This is a genomic window from Pantoea sp. EABMAA-21, from assembly GCF_030053335.1.
GTDB classification, from domain to species: Bacteria; Pseudomonadota; Gammaproteobacteria; order Enterobacterales; family Enterobacteriaceae; genus Pantoea; species Pantoea communis.
Genome location: NZ_JASGBX010000054.1, coordinates 1 through 341, shown reverse-complemented (window position 1 = coordinate 341; position 341 = coordinate 1). Strand labels below are relative to the sequence as shown.

Below are 341 nucleotides of genomic sequence, written 5' to 3'. Positions count from 1 at the left end.
GCTTCCGCTTTCGTCATGCCGATGGATTGTTCCAGATCTTTTTCACTGCGCACCACGCGCATACCACGGCCGCCGCCGCCACCAGAGGCTTTGATGATGACCGGGTAGCCGATGCGTTTAGCAATGGCACGGTTTTTATCCATGTCATCGGTCAGCGAGCCGTCAGATCCTGGCACGGTTGGCACACCGGTTTTCTTCATCGCGGTGATCGCAGACACTTTGTCGCCCATCAGGCGGATGGTGTCAGCTTTCGGGCCGATGAAAATAAAACCAGAGCGCTCAACCTGCTCGGCGAAATCGGCATTCTCAGAGAGGAAGCCGTAGCCCGGGTGGATCGCCAC

Annotated in this window: 1 protein-coding gene; it reads right to left on the bottom strand. The window is 57.5% G+C overall.

The window, feature by feature from the left end; all coding sequences use genetic code 11:
* The coding region (locus QMZ65_RS25430; RefSeq protein WP_283216950.1) for an ATP-binding protein at nucleotides 1-341 on the bottom strand (341 nt) is incomplete at both ends.